The organism is Vibrio aestuarianus (assembly GCF_012395185.1).
In the GTDB taxonomy this organism is placed as follows: domain Bacteria; phylum Pseudomonadota; class Gammaproteobacteria; order Enterobacterales; family Vibrionaceae; genus Vibrio; species Vibrio aestuarianus.
Genome location: NZ_JAAZTU010000097.1, coordinates 1 through 1,423, shown reverse-complemented (window position 1 = coordinate 1,423; position 1,423 = coordinate 1). Strand labels below are relative to the sequence as shown.

Below are 1,423 nucleotides of genomic sequence, written 5' to 3'. Positions count from 1 at the left end.
AATGTAGCTTTCTCCAGACTCTGCGCCTGCCATCCGTCCCGTGTTTTTTGACTTTCCATTCTCCTTCGCCATAAACTTTAAGGCCTGTCGCATCAATGGCTAGGTGCTGTATCACTCCTCTCGTTTTAGTCTTAAATGAGCCCTCAACTTACTTGGCTCTACGGCTGATTCAAGTGTAATGCGGACAACTTAACGGTACATGGGCTAACCTAAATATCGAGTCGATAAATCCTTGCAGCGCTCTCAGGGGCATAGAAAACACGCGTTTCACCATGAGTGCTGTCGTGATGGCTAAATCACTGAACCGACGAGGCCTCCCGCGCTTATTCTGTTTGCTTTGCACCCACCCGCTAATCGCCTCTTCACCAATCCAAAAGCTCAGAGAACCACGGTTAACGAGTGATTGGTTGTATTGCTTCACAGTTGGTTGTTTTGTAACGAGGTTTAGGCATAGGGCTACGAGAGGGAGTGAATGTAGCTGATCAGATCGTAGGTTCTGGATTTAGTTCCACTGAATTACGCAACCAAGCCCTCCTTGTCATGTCGTTCAAAAAACAATCAAAAGATCAACACACCCTAATAATGACAATCCTTTGTTTTGAATGGTCATCACAATTCAAAAGTCTTTCCTAACCTTATTTATAATAACTTATACACCAACTAAAATATCAGGTTATAATCAACAAGTTCTAGCTGCTGAACGTAATTTTTTATCACAACTAAAAGGAATACAATGAATAAATTAATCGGCCACGTATTGATAGTTGAAAATGAGCCACGCAGACAAAAGCAAACAAAAGAACATTTGACAGCGCTTGGGCTAACTAGTGACATTTCAAACAACAGACAACAGGCGCTAATTACGCTAAGAAATAACAGAGGAGCATACGACTTGATTTTTATTAACCTCAATAAAAAGAACTTAGATAGTTATAGATTAGCGAAAGAAACAAAAAATAACATTGGACAGTACGGATATAGCAACATTATTGGATACACTGAGGAAACTCACAATACATTAGGTAATCTTACTTACTTTGATGAAATAATATCAAAAAAGTTGACCACGGAATCGATCTATAACGGCATATCAAAATTCTTAGTACAATCAGACCCGTTATTTACCACAGAATTATCAAGTAAGCTAGAACATGAATTTACTCATTATGATAGTGATAAAAAGATCGAAATCTATAATATTATATCAAGTTCATTATCTGACGATATGAACAACCTGAAAAATAATGCCGGAGATCTAAAAGCACTGGCACACAAAATAAAAGGAACTGCGAGCATCTTGGGTTTAAATGAAGTATCATCTCTCGCCCAAGAATTACAAACCCAACTTTGCCCTTTAAAAGAGGCTAACAGTACAAAACTTCTAATACAACAAATTCAGACTTCCATTAAAGAAGTTGAATGT

General features: G+C 38.2%; 1 protein-coding gene and 1 pseudogene. One reads left to right on the top strand and one right to left on the bottom strand.

Annotation, left to right across the window (positions count from 1 at the left end; genetic code table 11):
- Positions 1 to 452 (bottom strand): annotated as a pseudogene (locus HGG78_RS18740) (IS5 family transposase); the annotation flags it as partial.
- 281 nt (positions 453 to 733) lie between these two features.
- On the opposite strand from HGG78_RS18740, the gene HGG78_RS18735 reads away from it, so the two are divergent.
- On the top strand, positions 734 to 1,423 hold a 690-nt coding region (locus tag HGG78_RS18735), incomplete at its 3' end, for an Hpt domain-containing protein (protein ID WP_172533815.1).